The following is a 26,075-nucleotide window of genomic DNA, read 5'->3' as shown; positions in this document are numbered from 1 at the left end:
AAGCTGCGAGGGCCGCGATATGACCGATCTTGCCACCGACTATCTGATCATTGGTGCGGGCGCCGTCAGTCTCGCCTTCGTCGATACCTTGCTCGATGAAGATCCCGATTGCCATGTTACCATTGTGGACATGCACGCCAAACCCGGCGGGCACTGGAACGATGCCTATGGGTTTGTCGCCCTGCATCAGCCGAGCGCTTTCTATGGCGTCAATTCGATGGGCTTCGGGGATGACGTGCCGGAAGTTCACGGCCCCAACAAAGGTCTGTTCCCGCTCGCCAGTGGCCTGCAGGTCAGCGCCTATTTCGCGCAGCTGATGGACCGCCGTTTCCTGCCAAGCGGACGCGTCGATTATCATCCTCTATGCGAATATATGGGCACCGGTGCGGACGGTGTGGGTGCTTTCAAATCGATCCTGCCCGGCAAGACCACCAGCATCACGGTGCGCCGCAAGACAGTCGACGGGACCTTCTACAAGACCAGCGTCCCCGCCACCCATACGCCGCAATACACCATAGCAGACGGCACCCCTTTCGCCGTGCCCGGCGATCTGCCCAATCTATGGATGCGCGGTGACGACCTTCCCGGCCATTACGTCATCGTTGGCGCCGGCAAGACGGCGATGGATGCGGGCGTCTGGCTGCTTCAGGCCGGTGTTTCGCCAGATAAAATCAGCTGCGTCCGTCCCCGCGACAGCTGGCTGATAAACCGCACATATTCTCAGCCCGGTCCGGAGTTTTTCGGACGTGTGGTGGAAAACCAGATCGCCCAGCTCAATGCAGCGGCAGAGGCAGAGACCGGCGACGCAATGTTCGAGATCCTCGGACAAGGCGGTTACATGCTGCGCATCGATGAAAGCGTGAAGCCGGAAATGTTCCACTATGCGACCATCTCCGAAGGCGAAATCGCCCTGCTGCGCACCATAACCAATGTCATTCGGCGCGGGCGAGTAAGTGCGATTGCGCCGGGCCGTATGCGTTTTGCCGATGGGGAGGAAACGGTCCCCAATGATGCGCTGTTTATCGACTGCACGGCATCGGCAGTGCCGTTCAGCGAAAGCCGTGTGCACGGACCGCAATTTCGCGGTGACACAATCGTGCTGCAGCCGGTCCATGTTCCGCTAGTGACGCTCAGCGCGGCGCTTACCGCCTTTATCGAGGTTCATTTCGATGATGACGCGGCCAAGAATGCGATAGCCATGCCCGCGCCGCTCACCGATACGCCAAACACCTATCCGCTTGGAATGCTGGCCAATCTGATGAACCGCGGGAAATGGTCGAAAGACCCCCTGATATCGGCTTGGTTGGCAAAGGCTCGGCTCGATCCGACAGGCACAACGGTAGCAAAAATGATGGCGGACGGTGATCCGCGCCTGGCGGTGATGGCGGGGTTCGCGCCGGCGGTCGAGCGGGGTTTGCCCGGCTTGCAACGCCTTGCAATCGCTGCGCAGCAGGGGCATCGGGACAGGTAATGAAAAAACCATTTGCCGCTTTGGCCTTCGTAATCGCCGCGCCACTTGCGCTCGCAGGTTGCACCACCCAGGCCGGACAATCGGCGGAGGCGCAAATGCCCGCTCATCCTGAGGCTACCTCTTACGCTGTAACGGCAGATCCGATGGCAGAAGTCGAAGCCGCGCTTGCGCGGGCCGCGGCAGAGGACACCCGCCTGTTGCTGGTGATGGGCGCGAACTGGTGTCATGATAGCCGCGCGCTTGCAGGATGGCTGGGCACGGAGCGTTTTACCGCCCTGATGGACGAACATTTTGAATTGGTATTCGTCAACATCGGTCTGCCGCAGACCGGCGATGGGCACAATCTGGAAATTGCCCAGCGGTTCGGATTGGAAGAATTGCCGGGAACGCCAAATCTCTTGGTCGTGACACCCGAAGGCCTGCTCGTGAATTCAGACACAGCGACCACCTGGCGTAATGCCGCGAGCCGCAGCGAGGACGAAATTTATACAGAGCTGGCAGAACTGGCGCACCGCCCTGCCCGCTCGATCGTTCCCGTCGAAGGCATTGAAATCGCTGAATAGCTGATCCCGTGCTGCACGTTGTTCATCATGCCGATTACATGGCCCCGCAGCCTACGCGCGGCAGCTTCAAATTCGATAAGTATTATCTGGTGATGGAAGCACTGCGTAGCAGCGGATTTGCCATCACCGAACATGCACCGGACCCCATGCCGCGCGCTTGGCTGGAGGCTGTGCATTGCCCCGATTATGTCGAACAAGTGTTCAACGCCAATGTCCCGCGTGACAAGGAACGGCGCATCGGCTTTCCGGTTACAGAGCGGATTGCCAGCCGCGTACGGCACACCAATGGTGGCACTTGGCTGGCTGCAAAGCTTGCGATGGTGCATGGCTTTGCCGCCAACAGCGCTGCGGGCAGCCATCATGCCCTGCACGATACGGGTGCTGGTTATTGCGTATTCAACGATCTGGCCGTCACCGCCAACCGACTACTTGCAGAAGGCGATGCAAGACGGGTGCTGATCGTCGACTGCGATGTGCATCAGGGCGATGGCACCGCCAGCCTTATGGCCGGGCGCGAAGACGTGTTCACGCTGTCCTTCCACGCCGAAAAGAATTTCCCCGCCAGAAAAGCCCGCTCTACGCTGGATGTCGCTCTGCCGGATGGAGTGGGCGATTATACCTATCTGGAAATGCTCGAGCAGCATTTGCCGGGTATCATGGAAAGCTTCTCGCCCGATATCGTGCTGTATCAGGCAGGTGTCGATCCGCATGAAGATGATAAGCTTGGCCGATTGGCATTGAGCGATGCGGGGTTGGTCGCGCGGGACCGCTATGTTGTTGATCAGGCATATGGAAAGGGCCTTCCCATAGCCAGCGCTCTGGGCGGTGGATATGGCACCGACCAGCGCAAGGTCGCCGCGCGCCACGCCCGGTCCATGCTCGCCATGGCGTTCCCGCTGGCACCCTTGGACGAACTGAAAAGAGTAGAGGCAGTCTTTACCGGGGTTTAAGGCCCTGAAGTTATATTTACGCGCATGATGGATATGCGAATTCTTCTGGCCTGCATTCTGGTCGGCGGCGGGCTTGTCGGCCTTGCCCTGCCGATCATATCACCCGAACCGGAACCGGGTGCCGAACAGATCGCCTTGGACGATCGCTCATCCCGGGACAGCAATGAAACACTGGCGGCCGTAACCGGGCCGAATGAGCCCGCCACATGGGCTGCAGACGTCACGCTTGACCGCGAAGTTGACGGGCACTTTTATGCCGATGTCACAGTCGACGGCGTCCCCAGTCGAATGTTGGTCGACACCGGCGCTAGCGTTATTGCGCTAACTGGCGACGATGCGGAGGCGATAGGACTGCACTGGGATCCGAGCACGGTTGCCGTCGTGGCACAGGGTGCCAGCGGTCCCGTCCGCGGGGTGCAAACGCGCCTTAGCACCGTAACCCTCGGCAATTTCGAAGCGCGCGATGTCGACGCGCTGATCATTCCTGAAGGTCTTGGCATATCACTGCTTGGCCAATCATTTCTTTCGACCGTGGATTCGGTGGAAATCGCCGGCGACAAAATGGTCCTGGAGAATTGAGAAGCATGAATATGAATAGCCTTCTCCCCCGCCGCTGGCGCACAAAAATCGAGGCCAATCGCCATGCCGAGGCGATTTCCGGCATTCTGCACACCCCGCCCATCGTATCCAGGAAAGATGGCGTGGTGATTTTCTCCATGATCGGCACGGCCGTTTTGCTGCCCTATCTGGTCGCGGTGAAAAGCCTGTGGGGCGAGCTTGGGCGCGGCCGCGTCGCCATTCTCGATGATGGTACGCTGACCGCGCAAGACCGTGCGATCCTTGCCCATCACTGCGGCGATCCCGAAATCATGCGCATTCAGGATGTGATATTGGGAGAATTCCCGAAAGGCGGCACATGGGAACGGCTACTGACCATTATCGACCGGCGGACGAGCGAATACTGGATCCAACTGGACAGCGACACAGTAACGCTCGGGCCGGTTCCCGAAGTTGCCGAAGCCATCGCCCGCAACCGCAGCTTCTTGTTTCTCGGCGAAGAGGCAGCGTCCGACGGGCCGCTGCCGTTGCAGGAATTTCACCAGCGTTTTTATGGCAATGGCCGTGAACACGAACATGTGCAGTCCCGTATCGAAGATGCGATGATCACCATCAATCCGGAACGCGGATGGCGCTATGCCAGGGGCTGTTCCGGATTTGCCGGATTTGCGGCAATGGGTGCCGGACGCGGCCTGGCATCTGCATTCCTGTCCGAAATGAAGCGGATGATTGGCGAGGATGACGTCACAATCTGGGGAACGGAACAGGTGACTTCCAACTTCTTGCTGGCCAATGAATCTTCACCCGCCGTGCTGCCCTATCATCGCTATTCGAATTATTGGGCGCAAGATTGGGGCGAGGACACCAGCTTCGTGCATTTTGTCGGCACGCATCGGCACGACAATGGCGCCTATATCCGTGCCAGTCAGCAAGCCATCGAGCGGCTGAAAAAGCGGTAGCCCGTTATGAGTCGGTGGACGAATAGGGTGCCACACCCTCCATGCCGGCGCCGCCCTCTCCGTATGCAATATTATCGGGGGTCTTATCGTGATCAATGACCTCGGGACAGGTCCAGATTTCTTTGATGTTCCCGATAATGGCATTTTTCAACAGCGCTATCCCTTTATAATCTTTACGTATTCTCTTCCAGATAGACACGGTTCATCTACTTCGTGCAAGATAGTGCAATGAATCGCCGTCAACTTATCGCCGGAAGTCTTGCCGGCGCCGCCGCGCTCGCATCGCCAGCCCGTGTTTTCGCGCAGGCAGCGCCCGATCCGCTTACCCGCCGAATTCTTGATGTGGCCGCGCGCGAAGTCGCCCGGGCCGGCAGTGCGATCTGGCACCGCGATACCGTTGGCATTGCCGATTTTGGCCTCCATTCCAGCCAGCCGCGTTTTCACCTCGTCAATTTGGAAGCGGCGACAGTCAAATCTGTTCTGGTGACCCACGGCAGCGGCTCTGATCCGGAGCATGATGGCTGGCTAAACGGCTTTTCCAATCTCGAAAACAGCTGGGCAACAAGCCGCGGGGCCTATGCCACTTGGGAATGGTATGAAGGGCGTTACGGAACGTCAGTTCGTCTTGGCGGGCTGGATGCCGACAATTCCAACGCCTTGATGCGCGCCATTGTCTTGCATTCGGCAAATTATGCCAGCGCTGCTCATGTCGAGCGCTGGGGCCGCCTTGGCCGATCCAATGGTTGCCCGGCTTTCGGTCCGGAAGTGTTTCCGGAGATATTGTATCGCCTGTCAGGTGGCCGGCTGATTTTCGCCGATACGCTGGGGATTGGCGCGAATGGCGAAGACATCGCGCGGCCCGCGCAGGCGCAAGTCGATTTTGCTGCCCTCGCCGCAGAAAATCGCGGGGGTGTTACGCAGTCAACAGGCTCCAGCGAATTGGCGGATATCTATGCAGCAGCCAATCCGGGGCTGGCGATCAGTCCCGGGGAATAGGGCCGGAGAATAGTCCCGACAAATAGCCTTCGCAGGGGGACAATCAGCTCACAGTTGTGCGTATATCGTCTTCGATTTCGATGACTTCTTCGCTCGTGGCGCGGGCGCGATTGCCTTGGCGCGGCGCATCAATGGCAGCAAGAACGGGCGCATCACGTTCGTAAATATCTTCGAAATTGCGCAGATTCCCGTCGATATCCACGCCCATCGTGAAATAGGTGATGTAGACCGGCATGGTCCGTTCAACCGGCACGCGGGTGTACTCGCCACTGGTGGAAATTTCGACCGCCTCGTCCCGCGAAGCACCCCGTCCCAGGATTGCCACTGTCATCGCCAGTTCCAGCGCGCGTTCCACGCGGATGCAGCCGTGGCTGCGTGCGCGGTTGTCGCTGCCGAACAGGTTACGGGCAGGCGTATCGTGCAGGAAAATTGCGTGAGGATTGGGCATGTCCAGCTTCATCCGGCCAAGAGAATTGCCCGGCCCTGGCTGCTGCACAACACTGATCCAGCCATTCGCTCCGCGGGTCGCGGTGTAGCCATTGTTGCGCGCCCAGCGCGGATTGTTCAGGACACGCTCGCCCAGACCTTCACCTTGCACGATGCTTTGCGGCACGGTCCATGTCGGGTTGAATACGACACCTTCCACAGTCTCCGCCAGTTGCGGCGTGGCTGTGCGCCCCGGTGCGCCAACAATAGTGCGATAGGTACTGATGATGCGGTCATTGACCGTCAGCCGCAGCTGGTATTCCGGCACATTGGTGATCAGATATTGTCCGCCCAGATCACGTGCCAGCCAGCGCCAGCGGTCCATGTTTGCACGAATGATGCGGCGGCGCTCTGTATCGCTTTGCGGTGTTTCGGCCAGTTCGCTCCGCAAGGCTGCGTAATCGGGATGGGTCGGATTGAGTGAGGCAAGCACGCCGGCAACATCGCCCCCCGCCACCGCCTCTTCCATCAACTGGCCCGTTGGCAGCAGGTCTGAATCGGGGTCGACCACGAACCATTGGCGGCGCGATTCCATCGGGGTGCGGCCATCGCGCAGATCTTCGACGAGCCACGTGAACGTTCCGCTGGCGCGCAAATTCAGCTCCGCGCTCGGGCCGTTGGCAATTTCGTCACGCAGAAGATCCGGGCGATAATCGGCAGGGCTCAGGCCCTCGGCCTCAACGGCATCAATCGCGGCAAGAAGCGCGTTTGCATTGTCGATCGACCATTCCTGCACCATCGGCAGGAGCGGAACTTCCTGTACGATTTCCTGGGATGAAACGCCGGGCGTTTCAGTTACCTGCGCCGCATCGTCTTCCTGCAGGATGTCTTGCGCAAAAAGGGTCTGGGCATAGCCCTGCCCGGTAATCATTGCAGTAGCTGCAACAGCGCCGAAAACACCTACGAAACGCATCAGTTTCTTATCCCTGTTATCTTTCATCACCCACCGACTTTGGCGGTTTAAGCGCAATCTATCAAGCATGTGCGCTTTCACAGGGCTGAACCGAGAATTCTGGCAGGTGACGGCGGCACGCTTCGCCCGTACAGGCAATGCCGATGGAACAGCCGGATCGCCCCCTTCTGCCTTATCTCGCCGCGCTGGCCGGCGTCGGCTTTCTGTCGCTGATGGACGCGTTCATGAAAGAGGCTTCCTTGGCAAGCGGGGTATACACCGCATCACTGCTGCGATCATTGATGGCAGCAGCTATCGTCGCGCCCTTATGGCTGGCCCGCGGCTTCGCCTGGCCGCGCTGGCAGGTGATGAAGCTGCATATCGAACGCGGCGTGGTCTCTGCGCTGATGGCGCTGACTTTTTTCTTCGCACTTACCAGATTGCCCATTGCAGAGGCCATCGCAATCAGCTTCGTCGCGCCGCTGTTGGCACTGTATTTTGCACGGATCTTCCTGGGAGAGACAATCGGGCGCGGGGCGGTCCTTGCCTCTATCCTCGGGCTGGCCGGAACGCTTGTGATCATCAGTGGACGGCTCGGGCGCAGCGATTTTGACGAAGGCGTGGCGCTGGGCATTGCATCACTGCTGGTGTCAGCGATGTTATATGCCTATAATTTCGTGGTAATCCGGCGCCAATCACAAGCTGCCGGACCGCTGGAGGTGGCGACGTTCCACGCCGGTATCGGTGGGCTGGTTCAATTGCTCGCCGCACCGTTCTTTTTTGCTGCGCCCAGCGCTGAGGCGCTTGGCACTATTGCCATTGCCGCTGCCCTGACCGTGGCAGGATCCATCGCAGTGGCCTGGTCCTTTGCCCGTGCAGAAGCACAGGCGCTGGTGCCGGTCGAATATACCGGTTTTCTGTGGGCCGCGCTATTTGGATGGCTGTTCTTCAGGGAAACGGTGACCCCCACTACAATTGCCGGCGCGGTACTGATCATGGTCGGCTGCTGGATTGCTGCGCCGAGGCGCAAGGTGAAGGTGACCTAGGAGAGCGAGCGCTGCTTTGTCAGCACTTCTTCCTCAGGCGCCTCAGAAAGCCAGTCTGAACTTTGCCAGATCAGTCCCGCCGCCGCGCCGAAAAATGCCGCCAGCACCAACGCAATGATCATGACAAACACACCAAGCGGGGCTTTTTTGCGTTTTGGACTTCCGATTGCCATTACCATTCCTTTGCTTGCGTCAGGCCGTAACAAAATTCCCCATGTGATCAATTTGAAACCGACCACTTGACGAGGCAGCGTCAAACGCGCAGGTCGCCCTCAAACATGGCCTTCCCCCTCGCAGATTGAAGGCCACAACCGCAACTCTTTAACAGGAAATGCAGCACATGACCCAGGTCGGCGCCAATTCGCTCGGAACTCGTAAGACACTTGAAGTGGGCGGCAAAAGCTACGCCTATTATTCGCTCAGCGCAGCGGAAGAGAAATTCGGCGATGTTTCCCGCCTGCCGCACTCGATGAAAGTGCTGCTGGAGAACATGCTCCGCTTCGAAGATGAAGGCTTCACTGTGGGTGAGGAGCATGTCCGCGCCATCGTGGACTGGCAGAAGAACCCCGTGACCGGAAATGAAATCCAGTACCGCCCCGCTCGCGTGCTGCTGCAGGATTTCACCGGCGTGCCCTGCGTTGTCGATCTGGCCGCGATGCGCGATGCCATCGGCAAGCTGGGCGGTGATACCGCGAAAATCAATCCGCAGGTGCCGGTAAACCTCGTCATCGATCACTCTGTCATGGTGGACGAATTCGGCCACCCCAAGGCGTTCGAGCAGAACATGGCGCTCGAATATGAACGCAACGCAGAACGCTATGACTTCCTGAAATGGGGCGCGGTCAGCCTTGAGAACTTCTCCGCAGTGCCCCCGGGCACCGGCATTTGCCATCAGGTCAATCTGGAACACATCGGCAAGGGCGTATGGTCTTCCGAAGACCAGAACGGTGAACTGGTCGCCTATCCCGACACCTGCGTCGGCACAGACAGCCACACCACCATGATCAACGGCCTTGGCGTGCTTGGCTGGGGCGTTGGCGGGATCGAAGCAGAGGCGGCCATGCTCGGCCAGCCCATTTCCATGCTGATTCCCGAAGTTGCCGGCTTCCGCCTCGACGGAAAAATGGCCGAGGGCGTGACTGCCACCGATCTGGTGCTTACCTGCGTTCAGATGCTGCGCGAACATGGCGTGGTCGGCCGCTTTGTGGAGTTCTATGGCCCCGGCGTTGCGAACCTCAGCCTTGCTGACCGCGCAACCATCGCCAATATGGCGCCGGAATACGGCGCGACCTGTGGCTTCTTCGGCATTGACGACAAGACGCTGGAATATTTGCGCCTTACTGGCCGCCCTGAAGAAACTATCGCTTTGGTTGAAGCCTATGCGAAGGCGCAAGGCATGTGGTTCACGCCTGAGGCGGAGCCCGTGTTCTCCAGCACGCTCCAACTCGACATGGCTACCGTCGTGCCGAGTCTTGCCGGCCCCAAGCGCCCGCAGGACCGTGTTGCGCTGCCCGAAGTGGACGAGCTGTTCAATTCCGACCTCAAGAAAGTCTACGGCAAGGATGCGCCGGCACGCGTGAGAGTCGAAGGCAAGGATCACGATGTCGGTGACGGCGACGTGGTGATCGCAGCCATCACCAGTTGCACCAACACTTCCAACCCCGATGTGCTGATCGCCGCTGGCCTTGTGGCCAAGAAGGCGCGCGAAAAGGGCCTGATGCCCAAGCCTTGGGTCAAGACCAGCCTCGCCCCCGGATCACAGGTGGTTACAGACTATCTGGTCAAGAGCGGCCTGCAGGAAGACCTTGACGCTATCGGCTTCGATCTCGTCGGATACGGCTGCACCACTTGCATCGGCAATTCCGGCCCGCTGGCCCCGCCAATCAGCGCCGCCATCAACAACAACGATTTGGTCGCTGCGTCCGTGCTTTCTGGCAACCGCAACTTCGAAGGCCGCGTATCGCCCGACGTGCGCGCGAACTTCCTCGCATCGCCGCCGCTGGTGGTAGCCTATGCGCTGAAGGGTACGGTCACACAGGATATCACCACCACGCCAATCGGTCAGGATCAGGACGGCAATGATGTCATGCTGGCCGATCTGTGGCCGTCGAACCTTGAAATCGCAGAGAACCGCGCCGCCAATATCGACCGCTCCATGTTCGAAGCCCGGTATGCCGATGTCTACAAGGGTGACGAGCACTGGCAGGCGATCAAGGTCGATGCATCCGACACCTACAATTGGAACCCCGCCAGCACCTACGTCGCCAACCCGCCCTATTTTGACGGCATGAGCATGGAGCCGGACGCGATCAAGGATATCGAGGGCGCAAAACCGCTCGCCATTCTGGGTGACAGCGTGACGACCGACCACATCAGCCCGGCCGGTTCGATCAAGGAAGACAGCCCCGCTGGCTCCTACCTCGTGAACCATCAGGTGCCGAAGAAGGATTTCAACTCCTACGGCTCACGCCGCGGCAATCATGAAGTCATGATGCGTGGCACATTCGCCAATATCCGCATCAAGAACGAAATGGTGCCCGGCGTTGAAGGTGGCGAGACCACCTACAATGGCGAACAAATGCCGATTTACGATGCGGCGATGAAACACAAGGCGGACGGCACGCCGCTGGTGGTCATCGGAGGCAAGGAATACGGCACCGGCTCCAGCCGCGACTGGGCAGCCAAGGGTACCATCCTGCTGGGCGTGCGCGCCGTGATCGTGGAAAGCTACGAGCGTATTCACCGCTCCAACCTAATCGGCATGGGCGTGCTGCCTTTGCAGTTCAACGACGGCGATACCCGCAATAGCCTCGGTCTGACCGGCGATTGCACTTTCAGCATCAAGGGTCTTGGCGGTCTCTCGCCAAGCCAGGACGTCGAAGTCGAAGTCACCAAGGCTGACGGCTCTACCATGAGCTTCATGGCCAAATGCCGCATCGATACCGCCAACGAAATGGAATATTACCGCAACGGCGGCATTCTCCATTACGTGCTACGCAAACTGGCGTCCTGATGATGCGAGGCCTGCTTATCGCCTCGGCATTGTTGGCATTAACTGCCTGCTCGAATGAGCGCGCACTGCCGACACCCGAGGCGATGGCGGCCGGGACATTCGAAAGTGCGCGCGCTTCTGCGGCGATGGTCCAGACGCTCGACGTGGCAGAACTGAACGCGCTGATAGCACGCGGCGAAGTCGTTCTGGTGGATGTTCGTACGCCAGAGGAGTTTGGCGCCGGCCGGTTGCCAGGTTCGCTAAACGCTCCTGTCGAAACCTTTGATGCCGCCAGCATTCCTGTCGAGAACACCCGCGAAACGATCCTCTACTGCCGCTCCGCACGCCGGTCGGAGCAGGCCGCGCAGATGCTTGCCGAACATACCGGCAGCACTGTGCGCCATCTGGCGGGCGGGATTATAGCCTGGGAAGAGGCCGGCGGCGATGTGATCGGGGTCGCTCCCACCCAATAGGTCTGTCGGCGCACAGGTTATTGCTCATGCTTGCTGATTGCAGCTGGGCGGGAGAAGCACGATGCGGGCGGCCACATCAACGGAGCAGTGAAACTGAAGGGCCAAGTTTATCAGGAAATCTGAAAGCTTGGCGAAAGCCTCACTCTTGACCGGGTCGATTGGGTCAACGAAACAGGCTGAAACGAAAAAGGGCGGCCCGCTAAGGCCGCCCTTTTTGTAGGAAGATGAAGGCTGCCGGTCAGGCGGCTGCCATTTCCTGATTGCCGTTCTTCTTGCTGCGGCGGCGCCGCACAAAGACTGCGCCTGCGCCTGCACCGAACAACAGCAACATGCCTGGTGCCGGAACCGGCGTACCGGTGGTGCCGGACGTTCCGCTCGTGCCCGAAGTTCCGCTGGTCCCGGTCGTACCCGAGCTGGTGCTTGTGCTGCTCGAAGAGCTGGTCGACGTTGAGGTCGACGAACTGGTCGAGGTGGAGCTGGACGAACTGGTCGAGCTGGTCACATCGCCAGAGCTGGACGTGGTGGATGTAACGCCGCCGGTGGTAGTGCTAACCCCGCCAGTTGTCGTGCTGACCCCGCCGGTGCTGGTCGATGTCGAGGTGCTGACGCCGCTAGTCGTGCCGGAGGTGCCGCTTGTACCCGAAGTCCCGCCCGTGGTGGTGGAGCCCCCGGTCGTGGTGGTCGATCCGCCGGTGGTTGTCGTCGTCCCGCTGGTGGTGGTGGAAGTGGTGTTGCCGCCACTGGTGGTGCTGGTCACGCCGCCCGTGGTCGTGGTCGAACTGATTCCGCCCGACGTGGTGGATGTGGTCGAGCCGCCAGTGCTAGTTATGCCGCCCGTCGTGGTCGACGTGCCCGAAGCGCCTGATGTACCGCTGGTGCCAGAGGTACCCGATGACGTACCCGGATGGCCGGTCGTGCCCGACGTACCGGATGTGCCGCTCGTTCCCGAAGTGCCGCTGCTGGTCGAGGTGCTGGTGCTACCGCCGCCCGAAGAGCTGGTGCTGGAAGAAGTAGACGACGAGCTGGAGCCCGAAGTCGACGAGGTCACATTACCGGAAGACGATGACGTGCTCGTCACGCCGCCAGTAGTGCTCGTCACACCGCCGGTAGTGCTGGTCACGCCGCCCGTGGAAGATGATGTCGTACTGGTCACGCCGCCGGTTGAGGAGGACGTGGTGCTCGAGAATTCACCGGTAGAAGACGTACTTGTTACCGTTCCCGAAGAACTGCTGACATCGCCCGATGTGGAAGTCGAGCCGCCGGAGGTCGAGGTGGAACCGCCCGATGTGGAGGTCGAGGAGCCTGTTGAGGAGTTGTCGATATCAATAATGATATCGCCGCTCGAACCGCTGGTGCCTTCGCCGCCGGTTGTTGTTGTGGTTGTGCTCATGTCGACTACCGCGCTGGCGCTGCCGCCGCCGCTGCTGCCGCCAAAGAAACCGCCGAAGAAGCCGCCGCCGAAGCCGCCGCCACCCAGGCCGCCTCCGATCACTACCGGTTGGCCACCGCCGCCGCCGCGCAATGGTGCGCTCGGCAAGGCTGGAAGTGGCAGGGGAACGCCCGCCAGTTCGTAATCAGGCTCTTCGTCACAGCAAACGCGTTCGATTGTCCGGCGCAAACGGCGCTGCGGACGTGGATCGACAGTGCGGCGCGCAGTGTGGACCACTGGACGCTCACCGTCTGTTTTCACATCGATGAGTTCGCCAGCGCCAGCATCGTCCGATTTGTAGCGGACAACGGAGGTCTGCGGTTCAGCGACGTGAACAGCGCCTCCACCAATGATTGCTCCGCCTGCAGCTGCGGCGCTCAGTTTCGCAATAGCCATGCGTACCGACATGAATAATCTCTTTCACTTTTCCGCGAAGCCAGCCTGCAGCACCCTCAATGGCGCCGACGGCTTCTTTCGCGTTCTGGCAAAGAGACTTGGAAATGCAGTCACGGCAATGGTATTAACCATGAATTCGTGACCTGAACTGCGATTAAAATACCGGATTTCCGCGGCTCGGAGGCTTGTGTCCCACAATGGAACCGAATTGCCTGCAATTGCGCACAAAACCTTAATGAAATGCGATCATTTGTCTCCGTCGAACAGCCCCTCCTGCTGGCCATTCGGAGCAGGCAGACCCAGGTGATTCCATCCGCCATCGTTCAGGCAGCGCCCCCGCGCTGTGCGCGCGATCAGGCCCAGCTGGATGAGGTAAGGCTCGATCACATCCTCCACCGTATCGCGCGGTTCGGCGAGGCCGGCAGCCAGCGTTTCGACACCTACGGGCCCGCCCTTATAGGTGGTGGCAATCATGGTAAGATAGCGGCGGTCCATGGCATCCAGGCCCAGCGCATCGATTTCCAGCCGGGTCAACGCCTCGTCTGCAATGGCATCGGTCACGGTGCTTTCACCCATCACCTGCGCAAAATCCCGCACTCGGCGGAGCAATCGTCCGGCAACGCGGGGCGTGCCTCTGGAACGCCGCGCAATCTCGCCCGCGCCGGAGGGATCGACCGGCATTCCCAGCAGCCGCGCCCCGCGGGTGACGACCTGCGTGAGTTCCTCCTGCGTGTAGAACACCAGCCGCACTGGGATGCCGAACCGGTCGCGCAGCGGCGTGGTCAGCAGGCCCTGGCGCGTGGTTGCCCCCACCAGCGTGAAGGGCGGCAAGTCGATCCGCACGGATCGGGCAGACGGCCCCTCCCCAATAATAATGTCCAGCGCGCGGTCCTCCATCGCAGGATAGAGCACTTCCTCCACCACCGGATTGAGGCGATGGATTTCGTCGATGAACAGCACGTCGTTCGGCTCAAGATTGGTGAGCAGCGCCGCCAGATCGCCTGCCTTGGCGATAACCGGGCCGGACGTGGCCCGAAACCCTGCGCCCAGTTCCCGCGCAACGATCTGCGCCAGCGTGGTCTTGCCAAGGCCGGGAGGGCCGAAGAACAGCACATGGTCCATCGCTTCGGACCGGCCACGCGCCGCTTCGATAAAGACGCGCAGATTATCGCGCGCCGCTTCCTGCCCGATGAACTCCTTGAGCGTTTTCGGACGCAGAGCCGCGTCCGGATCTTCCGGCTGGCGGTCGGGGGAGTGGATGGGTTGGTCGGTCAAAACGGGTTCACCGTATATCCCTGCTGCTGCAACCGCGCATGCGCTGTCATCGCAGAAAGCGCCATCTCCACGCCAGGAATCAGGTCGCCGCGTTCCACGCCTTGCCCTGCCGCGCTTTGGCCGCAGACGATAAAGCGCACGCCGTGGTCCAGCATTTCGCGGACCATCGCGCCGCTGGCGTTGCTTTCCCGCTCATCCTCGCGCGCCACAAGCGCCTCATCGGTCAGCAGGTCGAGCACGGCGCTGCCATGCACCACAACGGCGGCGCGCATATTGGCGGGGTCCACCCCGTGGGCGGCGTGCATATTGATGAACCGCGCAGCGCTTTCAAAGCCGCGATTGCGACGATCCCCTTCGGCGCGGTCTGCCACGTCGAAGCTGTGTGCCAGTTCGGTATCGGCGGGAAAATCCTCGACACCCTCCACTGCGGCATGGGGGCCGAAATCCGCAAAAATGGGGCCAAGCTGCCACTCGGTATCCTGTGCTGCAGCGGGGGCGGCGAAGGCCAAGGCAGCGAAAATCAGAACGCATCTCATCGTCATTCTCCTACCCTGCCGCCTTTTTCAACGCCACGCGGATAAGATCGCCCTCGGCAGCACCCTCGCCCAGTTCTTCCTGCGCACGCGCCACGGCCTGAGCCGCAACGGCAGGCTTGAAGCCGAGGTTCTGCAAGGCGCTGACTGCATCGGCGCTTGCTCCGCCCGCATGGGAGATCATCGTTCCGCCAACCGAAACTCCCGGCATTGCGCCTGGTAGAGCTTGGGCCTTGTCCTTCAATTCGTTCACGATGCGACCGGCCAGCTTTGGGCCCACGCCGTTCGCGCGCGCCACAGTCGCCGCGTCGCCCGCCGCACAGGCATCGCGCAGTTCGCCAGCCGACAATGCCGAGAGGATCGCCAGCCCCACTTTGCTGCCCACGCCCTGGACCTGTGTGAGAAGGCGGAACCAGTCGCGTTCTCCGGCGTCGGCAAAGCCAAGCAGGCGCATGTCGTTCTCGCTCACCTGCAAATCGGTGTAGACGGTGCACATCTCCCCCGAACCGCCGAGCGCGGCCAGCGTCCGGTTGGAGCAGTGGACCAGATAGCCCACGCCCTGCACATCGAGCACGGCCCAGTCTTCGCCGCTTTCGTCCAAGCGTCCAGTTAACTTAGCAATCATGTCAGCTTTGCAATCATGGTTTGTTCTCTGCCCGTCGCTGGATCAATTTGCCAGCACCAAGCGCAATTTGTCCGCAATGTCGCGGGACGCGTGCACCCGGGCCTGCAAACAGGGTGACAAAGGTTACAGTGTGTAACCCATGCATTCTTACGATCAAAAGCAAACAATTCCAGATCGTTACATCCCGAAAAGCGCTGCGCCGAGCAGGGTGACACATCGGCGCATAAAAACACTGTTCCGAAAGGCGGGAGCATTTCATGGCCGGCAGGCTTGCACCTCAAAGGCCGTGTAGGAAACTCGACAGACGCGAAACAATCGCGCAAAGGACGCCGCATGAGCTGGAACACATTCGGACGCGTCTTTCGTTTCACCACATGGGGGGAGAGCCACGGGCCTGCATTGGGCGTGGTGGTTGACGGGTGCCCGCCGGGCATCGAACTTTGCGAACAGCATATCCAGCCCTTCCTTGATGCGCGCAAGCCCGGCAAGAACCGCTTCACCACGCAGCGGCGGGAGGCGGACGAGGTGCGCATTCTTTCAGGCGTATTCGAAGGACGCACCACCGGCACGCCGATCAGCCTGATGATCGAGAACACCGACCAGCGCAGCAAGGATTATTCCGAAGTCGCCAAGGCATACCGCCCCGGCCATGCGGACTACACTTATGATGCGAAATACGGTTTCCGCGATTATCGCGGCGGCGGACGGTCGAGCGCACGCGAAACAGCGGCGCGGGTGGCAGCAGGCGCAATCGCGCGGCTGGTCATTCCCGAAGTCACCATCACCGGATGGGCCGAAGCAATTGGCGAGCATCCGATCGACTATTCCCGCTTCGACGCAGGGCAAATCCGCGAAAACCCGTTCTTTTGCCCCGATGCGCAAGCCGCGGCCCATTGGGAAAGCGTAATCGATGAAACGCGCAAAGCCGGGTCATCACTCGGCGCGAGTGTGGCCTGCGAAGCGACCGGCGTTCCCGCCGGTTGGGGCGCACCGGTCTATGCAAAGCTGGACAGCGAACTCGCTGCCGCCATGGTCAGCATCAATGCGGTAAAGGGCGTGGAGATTGGCGACGGTTTCGCCGCAGCGCGCCTGTCTGGTGAAGGCAATGCCGATCCGATGCGCCCCGGCGAGGATGGACCGGAATTCAGCGCCAATCACGCGGGCGGCATCGCGGGCGGCATTTCGACCGGACAGCCAGTTGTGACGCGTGTGGCGTTCAAGCCGACCAGCTCCATCCTGACCCCTGTCGAGACGATTACCAGTTCGGGCGAAGCGACCGAAATCCGCACCAAGGGCCGTCATGACCCTTGCGTCGGCATTCGCGGTGTGCCGGTGGTAGAGGCGATGATGGCGCTGGTGCTGGCGGATCAGAAACTGCTTCACCGCGCGCAATGCGGCTGAAAGCTACCTCCGCCATCGCGTAAGTGTTGCGTAGAACGCACCACCTGTTGCACTTTATGAAAGTTCTACGCCCTTAATCGATTATTCCGATGATACTTATCGCACAATATCGCTTTTGTGCATTGCAACAAATCCTACCTGTCGTGCGTTATCAGATCAAACCGCCTCATTTCGGGGCTTTGACTTTCGCACCAATCAGACAGGAAAATTTCACATGGGTATTATCGGCAGCCAGATCAAACCGTTCACGGCAACCGCATTTCAGGCGGACAAGGACTTCTTCGATGTCACCGACGAAGACGTGAAGGGCAAGTGGGCGATCTTCTTCTTCTACCCAGCCGACTTCACCTTCGTATGCCCGACAGAGCTCGAAGACCTCGGCGAACATTACGACATGCTGCAGAAGCTGGACGTTGACGTGTACGGCGTATCCACCGACACTCACTTCAGCCACAAGGCATGGCACGACAGCTCTGACAAGATCAGCAAGCTGAAGTTCGCCTTCCTGGGCGACCAGAACCACAATCTTGCGCGCAATTTCGATGTGCTGCGTGAAGGCGTTGGCCTTGCCGACCGCGCGACATTCGTGGTCGATCCCGACGGCGTGATCCAGATCATGGAACAGACCTGTGAAGGCGTGGGCCGCAACGCGAACGAACTCGTCCGCAAGATCCGCGCCGCGCAGTACGTACGCGCCAACCCGGGTCAGGTCTGCCCCGCCGCATGGGAAGAAGGCAGCGACACGCTTGCACCTTCGCTCGACCTGGTCGGCAAGATCTAATTGAAATTGCGCGTCCGGGCTTCGGCCCGCCGCGTTTCACTCGGACCGCCCCCCGGTCCGGGTCGCAAGAAGGCCCGGAGCACCCCCCCTCCCTCGCTCCGGGCCTTTACGCTTCACTCAACGACAGGATGCACCGATGCTCGACCAGAATTTGAAAGACCAGCTCAAAAGCTATCTCGCCAATCTGCGCGAGCCGATCGAGCTTGTCGCGTCTCTGGGTGAAGGCAAGAAATCGGAAGAAACGCGAGAGCTGCTGGAGGCTATCGAAGGCCTGTCAGACAAGGTTTCCGCGACATTCGACGGGGACGACACGCGCCGTCCCAGCTTCATCGTCCGCCGTGCATCGGACGCATCGCGCTGGGTCCGCTTTGCAGGGCTGCCGATGGGCCATGAATTCACCTCGCTCGTGCTCGCACTGCTGTGGGCAGGCGGCCACCCGCCCAAGGTTTCTGACGAGGTGCTGGAGCAGATCCGCGCGCTCGAAGGCGATTTCAATTTCGAGATGTATTTCTCGCTCAGCTGCCACAACTGCCCGGACGTGGTGCAGGCATTGACGCTGATGGCACTCGAAAACCCGCGGATAACTGCGACCCTGATCGAAGGCGGCACCTTCCAGGATGAAGTGGACGCCCGTGACATCATGGCCGTGCCCGCGACTTTCCTTAACGGGGAAAGCTTCTTCAACGGCAAGATGACGCTGGAAGAGGTACTGGCCAAAGTGGACACCGGCTCGGCAGCGAAGGCCGCCGAGAAGCTGGATGCGAAAGAACCGTTTGAGGTTCTGGTCGTCGGCGGCGGTCCTGGCGGGGTTTCCTCAGCTATCTATACCGCGCGCAAAGGCATTCGCACCGGCATTGCCGCAGAACGCTTTGGCGGGCAGCTGAACGATACACTCGGCATCGAAAACCTGCCCGGTACGGAATATACCGAAGGTCCCAAGCTGACAGGTGATCTGGGCAGGCAAGTTGCCTCTCAGGACTCCATAGATCTGATGAACCTTGCGGTCGCAAGCAAGCTGATCCCGGCGGATCGCCCCGGCGGCCTGCACAAGGTCGAGCTGGAAAATGGCGCGGTGCTCAAGGCGCGCTCTCTCATCCTCTCCACCGGGGCTCGTTGGCGCTCGCTTGGCGTGCCGGGTGAGCAGGAATACCGGAACAAGGGCGTGGCGTACTGCCCGCATTGCGACGGACCGCTGTTCAAGGGCAAGCGCGTTGCAGTAATCGGTGGCGGAAACTCCGGCGTCGAAGCTGCAATCGACCTCGCTGGTATCGTCGGCCATGTCACGGTGATTGAATTCGATACACAGCTTCGCGCTGACAAGGTGCTGGTAGACAAGCTGCGCAGTTTGCCGAATGTAGAAATCCTCGTGAACGCCCAGACCACCAAGGTCACCGGCGATGGCGACCGGGTGAACGGCCTTGGCTGGAAAGACCGCGCCAGCGGCGACGAACACGATCTCGCACTCGAAGGTGTGTTTGTGCAGATCGGGCTCGTGCCCAATACGGAATGGCTGGAAGACAGCGGGCTGGAGCTTTCAAAGCACCGCGAAATCGTGATCGATGCGCATGGCAAGACCAACATGCCCGGCATATTCGCCGCCGGCGACTGCACCACCGTCCCATACAAGCAGATCGTGGTTGCGATGGGGGCAGGCTCCAAAGCCGCCCTGTCCGCCTTCGATTATCTGATTCGGACCGAAGCGGCAGAGGATGTCGCCAAGGCAGCCTGATTTCTGATCACCCTTGGACCACCATAAAGGCCCGCTTCCGAAACCCGGACGCGGGCCTTTTTGCAGTTGAACGCAGCGTTGAAACGTCTCGCCCGCCCTGCGGGAAAAACGATCAATGAATGCCAACTAATCGATTGGACTAATCACCCGAATTGGCGCAGTTTGACGATCAGAGCCGACTCAATCGGTCAAAGATCAATGCAAAGAGGATATTATCATGGACGCAGAAACAGGTTCCATCTCAGGCGGCTGCCCTTTCACTGGTGACGGCGGCGTACGCAGTCTTCTTGGCCGTACCAATCGCGATTGGTGGCCTGACGCGCTCAACCTCGAAATCCTTACGCAGCAGGGCAAGTCCGCCGATCCGATGGACGAAGACTTTGATTATTCAGAGGCGTTCAACACCGTTGATTATGCCGGGCTGAAGGCAGACCTGACTGCGCTGATGACAGACAGCCAGCCGTGGTGGCCGGCCGATTACGGCAATTACGGCCCCTTCTTTATCCGCATGGCGTGGCACGCAGCGGGCACTTATCGCACCGGCGATGGTCGTGGCGGCTCCAGCAGCGGCCAGCAGCGCTTTGCCCCGCTCAACAGCTGGCCAGACAATGGCAATCTGGACAAGGCACGCCGCCTGCTGTGGCCGATCAAACAGAAGTACGGCAAGAATATCAGCTGGGCTGACCTGTTCATCCTGACCGGCAATGTCGCCATTGAAAGCATGGGCGGACCAGTGTTTGGTTTTGGCGGCGGCCGTGCCGACGTTTATGAACCAGAAACGGTCTATTGGGGTACCGAAGAGCTGTGGGTCGACCAGGGTGTTGAAACCCGCATCCAGCCTGATGCAGGAAAGGCGCTGGAAAACCCGCTTGCGGCCATCCAGATGGGCCTGATCTACGTCAATCCAGAAGGGCCGGGCGGCAATCCCGATCCATTGCAGAGCGCGCGGGATATGCGCAGCACGTTCGAACGCATGGCAATGAATGACGAAGAAACCGTCGCGCTGACCGCTGGCGGTCACGCCTTCGGCAAGGCGCACGGTGCCAAGCCGGCTGATACGTTTGGCGGAGCGCCTGAAAGCGAGAACCTCGCTCTGCAGGGCTTTGGCTGGCTCAATGACGAGCAGGAAATCGCGAGCGGCAACATCACCACATCGGGTATCGAAGGCGCCTGGACGCCCAACCCGACGCAGTGGGGCGGCGATTATTTCCGCTTGCTGTTCAAATATGATTTCGAACTTGTCGAAAGCCCGGCGGGCGCAAAACAGTGGCAGCCGATCAACCCGGACCCGGAAGACATGGCCCCTGACGCCCGTGATCCTTCAAAGAAGGTTCCGACCATGATGACCACTGCCGACATGGCGCTGAAGATGGACCCCGAATATCGCAAGATATCCGAACGCTTCCTCAACGATCAGGCGGCGCTGGACGATGCCTTCGCCCGCGCATGGTTCAAGCTGTGCCACCGCGATATGGGGCCCAAGGTTCGTTACCTGGGGCCAGAAGTCCCGGCGGAAGACCTCATCTGGCAAGATCCGGTACCAGCAGGCACCACGCCTTCGGACAGCGACGTTGCGGCATTCAAATCCGCCGTTCTGGACAGCGGGCTTACCGTCAGCCAGTTGGTAAAAACGGCTTGGGCCTCCGCCTCGACCTTCCGCAATTCTGACATGCGCGGCGGTGCCAATGGTGCCCGCGTGCGGCTCGCCCCGCAAAAGGACTGGGAAGCTAATGAGCCGGCCCAACTGGCCAAGGTTCTGTCCAGGCTCGACGAAATCCGCGGCGATTTGTCGATGGCCGATGCCATTGTGCTGGCAGGTGCAGCGGCGATCGAAAAGGCAGCCAGGGATGGTGGCCATAAGGTCAGCGTCAATGTCACCACCGGCCGCGGCGACGCGGGCGATGAGCATACCGATGCCGAGAGCTTTGAGCCGCTTGAGCCATTTGCCGACGGCTTCCGCAATTACCTGCGCACCAAGGCGAGCGTGAAGACGGAAGATATGCTGGTCGACAAAGCTAATCTGCTCGGCCTTTCCATTCCGGAAATGACCGCGCTGGTTGGCGGAATGCGCGTACTGGGTGCAGTGAATGCGCATCCGACGCATGGCGACAAGGTTGGCGTATTTACCGACCGCGTCGGTACACTGACGAACGACTTCTTCGTCAATCTGCTCGACATGGGTACCAAATGGACTGTGGTCGATGAAAGCGGCGACGAGGAATTCGTCGGGACCGATCGGGCAAGCGGCGCGGAGAAATATCGCGCCACCCGTACTGATCTGGTTTTCGGTTCCAACTCCCAACTCCGTGCGATTGCTGAGGTATTTGCGGAAAATGGTGGGGAAGAAAAATTCCTTTCCACTTTCATTCGAGCATGGACGAAGGTAATGGACGCCGACCGATTCGACGTGAGCTACGCAAAGTACCACGGTTGAACGAAAGCCTTTACCGGCCACAACCCCGGAGAGCTTGCCCCCCAAGCAATTCGGGTCGCTGGAAGACCCCCGTCGGTTCGCTGACGGGGGTCTTTTTCTTTCCAAGTCACGCGATTGCGCTAGGGACCGGGAATGACCCTTCTATCTTCCTGCACACGCGCTGCACGTATCTCTGCTGCTGTTATTGCTTTGCTCGCCTGTGGCAGCGTCTTGCTGCAGATCGGCCTGAACCTGCTTGGGGGGGAGCCGTTGGCCGAAGCATTGTGGCGGATGTCGCGCTTCTTCACGATCCTGACAAACCTGATCATCGCCGCAACATTTGCCGTGGTGGCAGGCGGCCGTTCGGTCGCACCGCGATGGCTCCTGGCCATGACTGCTGCCATTGCCGGTGTGGGCATCGTCTATCACGCATTGCTATCGCATCTGTTGGTCCAGGTGGGCGCAGAAATCATCGCCAATCACGGTGTCCACACAGTCGTACCAATCCTCAGCGTGATCTGGTTCGCGATGTTCGCGCCGGTAGATGGCCTTCGCTGGCGTGACACCTGGACCGTTGTTATCTGGCCCGTGCTGTACTGTGTTTACATTCTGGCACGCGGATCGGTGACCGGGATGTATCCATACCCTTTCATCGACGCGAATACGCTTTCCCCTGTGCAGATGGCGATCAACATTGCGGGGCTGACGCTGTTCTTTCTGGCGCTCGGCTTGCTGCTGGTCGGCATGCTGCGGCTACGTGGCCGCAAATCTGCCAATTAAATACGGCCAGTTAAATACGGCCAGCTAGATCCAGCCAGCTTCTTTCAAGGGAGTGACATTGGCCCGGCTGACAGGCGCTTCAACGCCATTATCCAGCACCAAGCGGACATTGCGCCCTTCGCGCTTTACATCGGCCACCGCGCCGCGCGCGACCCACCAGCTGCGATGCACCTGCTCACCATCCATGCCATCCAGTTCGGCTACCGCATCACGCATTCGCAGCAGCACCAGTTCATTGCCCAGTGCGGTATGCGCGCGGACGTAATGGTCTTCCATCTCCAATGCGATAAGCTCGCCCCCGAGTTCTGGCGGCAAGCGGTCAAGAAAACGCGGGGTGATGGCTTGCTGTTCTGGCAGGATGGCAGGTTTGGCACCGACAGTATCAGACGTGACTGTTGCCGGTGGCAATTCGTCATCCCGCTTCATCACCGCGAACAGCAGGGTTATTAATCCGCCAACGATCAGGACATACAGATACTGGGATACCGCCGTCGACAGATCAGGAATTCGCACCCGGTCCGGCAAGCGGGGAAGTACCCAGACGGCCAAAGTCATCGGAACAGAGGCAGCCATCACGCCAGCGACCTGCAAGCCCCAGGCAGGCAGTGCCAGTCCCGGCGCCAGCCTTTTCGCAAGGCCATCAATGGGTGAGTAAACCGCATATCCGATATAGGCGAAGCCCAGCCACACGACGAGGCGCAGGGCCAACGGATCACCGAAACTGCCAAACGGTCCGATCAGCGCCAAGCCCACGCCGATCACCGTCATGATCGCCAGATCGATCAGTGTACGCCGCAAGAAAGCGGAGCGGCGAGATGTGGGGAGCGCATTCATGTTCGTGCGAAACTAACGCCCATTCGCGTTTCGTAAAGTGGCATTACAGCGAAAATCCGCGCGCTTTGCGAAGGAAAGTGCCCAAACACGCAAAGCGCGTTGCCCGCGAAAGAGCGCAGGGCACAACCGGTCTCACGAACTCAACGGGAGACTTTTCATGACCAGCACAAGCGCCAATCCGCTCAATTTTTTCAGCCGTTTGGGTCGTAATGCGCAGCGCGGCCAAATGGATATCAACCCTCTAAGCCGGGCGTTGATAATCGTAGCGGGAACGCTGATGACCACCATCTGTGTGATCGCCTTCGCCCGCGCCGCCCTCGGCCTTTCCGGCGATCTGCCGCATCTGCAGCACTTGGTTCTCGTTTTCCATGTAGCCACAGTGATCCCCTGTGTACCGCTAGGCGTGTATCTCATTATCGCCAAAAAAGGCACGCCGATGCACAAACAGCTCGGCAAATTGTGGGTCTCACTGATGGTTGTGACGGCGCTTTCCACGATGTTCCTCCGTCCCGGGATGGAGATGACATGGATTCACATCTTTGTGCCGATTACGCTGCGCGCCGCCTATCTCATCGTCGCCAAGGCGCGTCGCGGAGATATCAGGGGCCATGGCAAGGAATTTGTCAGCCTTTACCTCGGCGCACTGATGCTTCCCGGCATCGCCGCCTTTGTCCTCGATGGCCGACTTATGAATACAATGCTGCTCGGCTGAGATGCGTCAGCGACGCCGCTTCAGCACAAGATAAAGCGCACCCTCGCCTCCGTGGCGGCGGTGCGCCTTTCGTATGGCGGCAATGTCTGACGCGTGCTGGCCTGCTGCAAGCCAATCGAGAATTTTCGCCCGGATAGCCCCGCGCCGCTCGGCCCGGTCTGCCGCATCGACCGGGCGCGGTTTCCCAGTCACCACCAGCACCAGCCGCGCGCCCATCGCCTTGGCCTGCATGATGCCTGCATCAAGCCGCCGATACGCTTGCTCCAGCGTATGGCCATGCAGATCGAGCGTGAAATCAGGATCGGTCGAATTGCGCGAAAGGCGGCGCTCCCAATGCGAATCGAGTCCAGCGTTCCGCGCGGGAGGCGGAGCGGGAGGCGGGGCGGACGGCGCAGCGATGCCGCTCATACGCGGCCTTTCCCGCACAGAACCGGGAACGCCAGCCTTCGGTTTTGAAAGTGGTGAGGCAGCTTTCCCGGCAATGATCGGGGCCGGGCTGGAGGGCTTCAAAATACCGTCCTTGCGCATTGGCTCAACCGTGCTGGCAAGCTTCCCCCACAGCGCCGCCTCTTGCGGAGTAAGGCCGCGCGGCGAGCTCATCGCTGAAGGCGCGCGGCAGCAGCGTTTGGCAGCAGGATTACGGCTTGGCCGCGTCCGCTCATGCCGCCGGCGATTTCGCGCGCCTGATCGCCTGCACCCCAGAAGGTGTCGAACCGGTTGGGGCCGCGAATGGCACCGCCGGTATCCTGCGCAACCCACAACCCATTGGCGACAGTGCGATCAAGGTCGAGCAGCACAGGTGCACCGTAAGGCACGAATTTGGGGTCGACCGCGACGGAGCTTTCCCGGCGAACTGGCACACCGATGGAACCGATGGGGCCTTCGCCGGTAAGCTCGCGGAAGAACACCCAGCTTTCATTGAGGCGCATCAGGTCCGCGCCATCGCCAGGGTTCTCGCGCAGATATTGCATGATACCCTGCATGCTGCCGGCATATTGACCGGGGCCATCACCCAGCAGACCGCGTGTCCGCATGACACCGCCAATGCCGGTGTAACCGTGACCATTTTGCCCGTCATAACCGATACGGATGATCTCGCCGTCCGGCGTGCGGACACGGCCCGATCCCTGTATTTGCAGGAAGAAAAATTCGATTGGGTCGCTGGCATAGCCGAGCACTGGCGCAGAGCCGTCAAGCGCGCCTGCCTCAATTTCGGCGCGGGTGAAGTGCGGCACGCATGACCCGTCCGGCAGTCGGCGACTGAGCGGGGCGCGGCCTTCGCCTTCGCGCTCGCTTTCCGGCGTGCCATCGCGCCAGCAACGCTCAAGATCGTTGGGGACTCCATATATCGGCACGTCTGTGGCGGAGCGGCGGGTTCGGTTGCCCAGGATTTCGGGTTCGAAATATCCGGTAGCAAAGGCCGTGCCTTCGCCTACACGCACCGGTGTGAATTGGCTGGCGAAGAATTCCGGCGCCCGTGCATCGGACCAGGCGGCTGCGGCGTCGCACGGCACGGACCAGTCCGATGGATTGGTGAGGCCGGAGAGGTCTTCCCGGCTTGTCGCAACGCGGCAACTGGTGCGGAACGCGCTGAGCGCAGCGGAGGCATCATCCGGATTGATCGTGCCAAGGCCGATCGCAGGAAGGCTAACCGCGCCAAGCTGCAGGGCGCTGGCCGGAGCGACCGGCAAACCCGGCTGCGGACCAGCTTCAGGTATAATCCGGCTGCAGGCCGCAAGCAGACCCAGTGCGAAAATTGGCAGAAGGCGGCGCATCATCAT

The 26,075-nt window shown here is 60.3% G+C and carries 25 protein-coding genes; 16 read left to right on the top strand and 9 right to left on the bottom strand.

Going from position 1 to position 26,075, the window contains the following annotated elements; all coding sequences use genetic code 11:
* Positions 1-19: 19 nt before the first annotated feature.
* The 6 genes from AB731_RS04215 (at position 20) to AB731_RS04185 (ending at position 5,497) form a co-directional block, all read left to right on the top strand.
* A complete protein-coding gene (locus AB731_RS04215; RefSeq protein WP_047092289.1) occupies positions 20-1,471 on the top strand; it encodes a hypothetical protein in 1,452 nt (483 codons plus the stop codon).
* Entirely contained in the window at positions 1,471-2,034 is a 564-nt protein-coding gene (locus tag AB731_RS04210; RefSeq protein ID WP_047092290.1) for a thioredoxin family protein, read from the top strand. The genes AB731_RS04215 and AB731_RS04210 overlap by 1 nt, the downstream gene beginning before the upstream one ends.
* Positions 2,035-2,042: 8 nt before the next feature.
* The gene (locus AB731_RS04205; protein ID WP_047092291.1) at positions 2,043-2,984 is read left to right on the top strand and encodes a histone deacetylase family protein; all 942 of its coding nucleotides are present in this window, start codon (positions 2,043-2,045) and stop codon (positions 2,982-2,984) included.
* A gap of 24 nt (positions 2,985-3,008) precedes the next feature.
* On the top strand, positions 3,009-3,563 hold the full coding sequence (locus tag AB731_RS04200; protein ID WP_052845691.1) for a retropepsin-like aspartic protease family protein: 555 nt from the start codon (positions 3,009-3,011) through the stop codon (positions 3,561-3,563).
* Between the two features lie 11 nt (positions 3,564-3,574).
* Complete coding sequence (locus tag AB731_RS04195) at positions 3,575-4,501, top strand: hypothetical protein (RefSeq protein ID WP_156167353.1); 927 nt, start codon at positions 3,575-3,577, stop codon at positions 4,499-4,501.
* A 228-nt stretch (positions 4,502-4,729) separates the two neighbouring features.
* Complete coding sequence (locus tag AB731_RS04185) at positions 4,730-5,497, top strand: murein L,D-transpeptidase catalytic domain-containing protein (protein WP_064971797.1); 768 nt, start codon at positions 4,730-4,732, stop codon at positions 5,495-5,497.
* Between the two features lie 43 nt (positions 5,498-5,540).
* Here the strand turns inward: AB731_RS04185 and AB731_RS04180 are convergent, their stop codons facing one another.
* A complete protein-coding gene (locus tag AB731_RS04180) occupies positions 5,541-6,896 on the bottom strand; it encodes a L,D-transpeptidase family protein (RefSeq protein ID WP_082126392.1) in 1,356 nt (451 codons plus the stop codon).
* Between the two features lie 143 nt (positions 6,897-7,039).
* Here AB731_RS04180 and AB731_RS04175 point away from each other — a divergent pair, with 143 nt between their 5' ends.
* Positions 7,040-7,921, top strand: coding sequence for a DMT family transporter (locus AB731_RS04175; RefSeq protein ID WP_047092294.1), 882 nt, complete (start codon positions 7,040-7,042; stop codon positions 7,919-7,921).
* On the opposite strand, the gene AB731_RS13935 is transcribed toward AB731_RS04175, so the two are convergent.
* Positions 7,918-8,160, bottom strand: coding sequence for a hypothetical protein (locus AB731_RS13935; RefSeq protein ID WP_156167351.1), 243 nt, complete (start codon positions 8,158-8,160; stop codon positions 7,918-7,920). The two genes, AB731_RS04175 and AB731_RS13935, sit on opposite strands and share 4 nt — an antisense overlap.
* 101 nt (positions 8,161-8,261) lie before the next feature.
* On the opposite strand from AB731_RS13935, the gene acnA reads away from it, so the two are divergent.
* A complete protein-coding gene (gene acnA, locus AB731_RS04170; RefSeq protein WP_047092295.1) occupies positions 8,262-10,934 on the top strand; it encodes an aconitate hydratase AcnA in 2,673 nt (890 codons plus the stop codon).
* Complete coding sequence (locus AB731_RS04165; RefSeq protein WP_052768846.1) at positions 10,934-11,386, top strand: rhodanese-like domain-containing protein; 453 nt, start codon at positions 10,934-10,936, stop codon at positions 11,384-11,386. The genes acnA and AB731_RS04165 overlap by 1 nt, the downstream gene beginning before the upstream one ends.
* Positions 11,387-11,624: 238 nt before the next feature.
* Here the strand turns inward: AB731_RS04165 and AB731_RS14090 are convergent, their stop codons facing one another.
* Positions 11,625-11,717, bottom strand: a complete 93-nt coding sequence (locus tag AB731_RS14090) for a PEP-CTERM sorting domain-containing protein (protein WP_082126333.1) — start codon at positions 11,715-11,717, stop codon at positions 11,625-11,627.
* On the opposite strand from AB731_RS14090, the gene AB731_RS14085 reads away from it, so the two are divergent.
* Positions 11,716-12,960 (top strand): hypothetical protein, encoded by a 1,245-nt coding sequence (locus AB731_RS14085; RefSeq protein WP_162199453.1) that lies wholly within the window; start codon positions 11,716-11,718, stop codon positions 12,958-12,960. The genes AB731_RS14090 and AB731_RS14085 overlap by 2 nt on opposite strands.
* Before the next feature lie 497 nt (positions 12,961-13,457).
* On the opposite strand, the gene ruvB is transcribed toward AB731_RS14085, so the two are convergent.
* From ruvB to ruvA, 3 genes are read right to left on the bottom strand one after another with little or no spacing between them, the layout of a single operon-like run.
* Positions 13,458-14,486, bottom strand: a complete 1,029-nt coding sequence (gene ruvB, locus AB731_RS04150) for a Holliday junction branch migration DNA helicase RuvB (RefSeq protein ID WP_047092297.1) — start codon at positions 14,484-14,486, stop codon at positions 13,458-13,460.
* Positions 14,483-15,022: a DsrE family protein gene (locus tag AB731_RS04145; RefSeq protein WP_052768847.1), complete on the bottom strand. Its 540-nt coding sequence runs from the start codon at positions 15,020-15,022 to the stop codon at positions 14,483-14,485. Before AB731_RS04145 ends, ruvB begins: the two co-directional genes overlap by 4 nt.
* 10 nt (positions 15,023-15,032) lie before the next feature.
* On the bottom strand, positions 15,033-15,644 hold the full coding sequence (gene ruvA, locus AB731_RS04140) for a Holliday junction branch migration protein RuvA (RefSeq protein ID WP_047092299.1): 612 nt from the start codon (positions 15,642-15,644) through the stop codon (positions 15,033-15,035).
* 333 nt (positions 15,645-15,977) lie between these two features.
* Between ruvA and aroC the strand changes: the two genes are divergently transcribed.
* The 5 genes from aroC to AB731_RS04115 all read left to right on the top strand — a co-directional run bounded on the left by aroC (position 15,978) and on the right by AB731_RS04115 (position 22,748).
* Positions 15,978-17,045, top strand: a complete 1,068-nt coding sequence (gene aroC / locus AB731_RS04135; protein WP_047092300.1) for a chorismate synthase — start codon at positions 15,978-15,980, stop codon at positions 17,043-17,045.
* Between the two features lie 214 nt (positions 17,046-17,259).
* A complete protein-coding gene (gene ahpC, locus AB731_RS04130) occupies positions 17,260-17,826 on the top strand; it encodes an alkyl hydroperoxide reductase subunit C (RefSeq protein ID WP_047092301.1) in 567 nt (188 codons plus the stop codon).
* Between the two features lie 136 nt (positions 17,827-17,962).
* The gene (ahpF, locus tag AB731_RS04125; protein ID WP_047092302.1) at positions 17,963-19,555 is read left to right on the top strand and encodes an alkyl hydroperoxide reductase subunit F; all 1,593 of its coding nucleotides are present in this window, start codon (positions 17,963-17,965) and stop codon (positions 19,553-19,555) included.
* A 217-nt stretch (positions 19,556-19,772) separates the two neighbouring features.
* Positions 19,773-21,989, top strand: a complete 2,217-nt coding sequence (katG, locus tag AB731_RS04120; RefSeq protein ID WP_047092303.1) for a catalase/peroxidase HPI — start codon at positions 19,773-19,775, stop codon at positions 21,987-21,989.
* A 132-nt stretch (positions 21,990-22,121) separates the two neighbouring features.
* Positions 22,122-22,748, top strand: coding sequence for a Pr6Pr family membrane protein (locus AB731_RS04115; RefSeq protein ID WP_047092304.1), 627 nt, complete (start codon positions 22,122-22,124; stop codon positions 22,746-22,748).
* A gap of 24 nt (positions 22,749-22,772) precedes the next feature.
* Here AB731_RS04115 and AB731_RS04110 read toward each other — a convergent pair whose 3' ends face one another.
* Complete coding sequence (locus tag AB731_RS04110) at positions 22,773-23,582, bottom strand: LytTR family DNA-binding domain-containing protein (RefSeq protein WP_047092305.1); 810 nt, start codon at positions 23,580-23,582, stop codon at positions 22,773-22,775.
* Between the two features lie 157 nt (positions 23,583-23,739).
* On the opposite strand from AB731_RS04110, the gene AB731_RS04105 reads away from it, so the two are divergent.
* Positions 23,740-24,294, top strand: coding sequence for a DUF2306 domain-containing protein (locus AB731_RS04105; RefSeq protein ID WP_047092306.1), 555 nt, complete (start codon positions 23,740-23,742; stop codon positions 24,292-24,294).
* Between the two features lie 6 nt (positions 24,295-24,300).
* Here the strand turns inward: AB731_RS04105 and AB731_RS04100 are convergent, their stop codons facing one another.
* Both AB731_RS04100 and mltA read right to left on the bottom strand, forming a co-directional pair.
* Positions 24,301-24,894 carry a Smr/MutS family protein gene (locus AB731_RS04100; protein WP_047092307.1) on the bottom strand — a complete coding sequence of 198 codons (594 nt, stop codon included), beginning with the start codon at positions 24,892-24,894 and terminating at the stop codon, positions 24,301-24,303.
* Entirely contained in the window at positions 24,891-26,072 is a 1,182-nt protein-coding gene (gene mltA, locus AB731_RS04095; protein ID WP_047093057.1) for a murein transglycosylase A, read from the bottom strand. Before mltA ends, AB731_RS04100 begins: the two co-directional genes overlap by 4 nt.
* Positions 26,073-26,075: the final 3 nt, after the last annotated feature.

It is taken from the genome of Aurantiacibacter marinus, assembly GCF_001021555.1.
GTDB lineage: Bacteria > Pseudomonadota > Alphaproteobacteria > Sphingomonadales > Sphingomonadaceae > Alteraurantiacibacter > Alteraurantiacibacter marinus.
This window is presented reverse-complemented; position numbering and strand designations above follow the sequence as displayed.

Excerpts from the sequence above, each read along its gene's own strand:
- AB731_RS04215 (WP_047092289.1), top strand. The coding sequence starts at position 20 with ATGACCGATCTTGCCACCGACTATCTGATCATTGGTGCGGGCGCCGTC.
- AB731_RS04210 (WP_047092290.1), top strand. The coding sequence starts at position 1,471 with ATGAAAAAACCATTTGCCGCTTTGGCCTTCGTAATCGCCGCGCCACTT.
- AB731_RS04200 (WP_052845691.1), top strand. The coding sequence starts at position 3,009 with ATGATGGATATGCGAATTCTTCTGGCCTGCATTCTGGTCGGCGGCGGG.
- AB731_RS04195 (WP_156167353.1), top strand. The coding sequence starts at position 3,575 with ATGAATAGCCTTCTCCCCCGCCGCTGGCGCACAAAAATCGAGGCCAAT.
- AB731_RS04185 (WP_064971797.1), top strand. The coding sequence starts at position 4,730 with ATGAATCGCCGTCAACTTATCGCCGGAAGTCTTGCCGGCGCCGCCGCG.
- AB731_RS04180 (WP_082126392.1), bottom strand. The coding sequence starts at position 6,896 with ATGCGTTTCGTAGGTGTTTTCGGCGCTGTTGCAGCTACTGCAATGATT.
- AB731_RS04175 (WP_047092294.1), top strand. The coding sequence starts at position 7,040 with ATGGAACAGCCGGATCGCCCCCTTCTGCCTTATCTCGCCGCGCTGGCC.
- acnA (WP_047092295.1), top strand. The coding sequence starts at position 8,262 with ATGACCCAGGTCGGCGCCAATTCGCTCGGAACTCGTAAGACACTTGAA.
- AB731_RS04165 (WP_052768846.1), top strand. The coding sequence starts at position 10,934 with ATGATGCGAGGCCTGCTTATCGCCTCGGCATTGTTGGCATTAACTGCC.
- AB731_RS14085 (WP_162199453.1), top strand. The coding sequence starts at position 11,716 with ATGCCTGGTGCCGGAACCGGCGTACCGGTGGTGCCGGACGTTCCGCTC.
- AB731_RS14090 (WP_082126333.1), bottom strand. The coding sequence starts at position 11,717 with ATGTTGCTGTTGTTCGGTGCAGGCGCAGGCGCAGTCTTTGTGCGGCGC.
- AB731_RS04145 (WP_052768847.1), bottom strand. The coding sequence starts at position 15,022 with ATGAGATGCGTTCTGATTTTCGCTGCCTTGGCCTTCGCCGCCCCCGCT.
- ruvA (WP_047092299.1), bottom strand. The coding sequence starts at position 15,644 with ATGATTGCTAAGTTAACTGGACGCTTGGACGAAAGCGGCGAAGACTGG.
- aroC (WP_047092300.1), top strand. The coding sequence starts at position 15,978 with ATGAGCTGGAACACATTCGGACGCGTCTTTCGTTTCACCACATGGGGG.
- ahpC (WP_047092301.1), top strand. The coding sequence starts at position 17,260 with ATGGGTATTATCGGCAGCCAGATCAAACCGTTCACGGCAACCGCATTT.
- ahpF (WP_047092302.1), top strand. The coding sequence starts at position 17,963 with ATGCTCGACCAGAATTTGAAAGACCAGCTCAAAAGCTATCTCGCCAAT.
- katG (WP_047092303.1), top strand. The coding sequence starts at position 19,773 with ATGGACGCAGAAACAGGTTCCATCTCAGGCGGCTGCCCTTTCACTGGT.
- AB731_RS04115 (WP_047092304.1), top strand. The coding sequence starts at position 22,122 with ATGACCCTTCTATCTTCCTGCACACGCGCTGCACGTATCTCTGCTGCT.
- AB731_RS04110 (WP_047092305.1), bottom strand. The coding sequence starts at position 23,582 with ATGAATGCGCTCCCCACATCTCGCCGCTCCGCTTTCTTGCGGCGTACA.
- AB731_RS04105 (WP_047092306.1), top strand. The coding sequence starts at position 23,740 with ATGACCAGCACAAGCGCCAATCCGCTCAATTTTTTCAGCCGTTTGGGT.
- AB731_RS04100 (WP_047092307.1), bottom strand. The coding sequence starts at position 24,894 with ATGAGCTCGCCGCGCGGCCTTACTCCGCAAGAGGCGGCGCTGTGGGGG.
- mltA (WP_047093057.1), bottom strand. The coding sequence starts at position 26,072 with ATGATGCGCCGCCTTCTGCCAATTTTCGCACTGGGTCTGCTTGCGGCC.